Origin of the sequence: Psychrobacter pasteurii (genome assembly GCF_900162815.1) — a bacterium.
In the GTDB taxonomy this organism is placed as follows: Bacteria; Pseudomonadota; Gammaproteobacteria; order Pseudomonadales; family Moraxellaceae; genus Psychrobacter; species Psychrobacter pasteurii.
The window spans coordinates 1-221 of sequence record NZ_FUGD01000171.1; the positions used below are offsets into that span (position 1 = coordinate 1).

Annotated in this window: 1 protein-coding gene; it reads right to left on the reverse strand. The window is 43.0% G+C overall.

The window, feature by feature from the left end; genetic code table 11:
- The coding region (locus A1232T_RS13075; RefSeq protein ID WP_143514007.1) for a transposase at window positions 1–157 on the reverse strand (157 nt) is incomplete at its 3' end.
- Window positions 158–221: the final 64 nt, after the last annotated feature.

Genomic DNA, 221 nt, shown 5'->3' on the forward strand with positions numbered 1-221 from the left:
GCATGGGCTGTCCTTGTTCTCTAGCTTGATTACGCCAATTATATAGGGTTTGTACACCTATGCCTTCACTTCTTGCAACTTCTGATACACTTAAGTTATGTGGCGGCGATAGCTTGCTTAATATAGCTTGTTTTCTCTCTTCACTGTATCTGGACATCTTTGTTCCTTGTTACCCCCTTTTACTTGATTGTTAGGGGTGACAACTATCCTGACACAGGGGG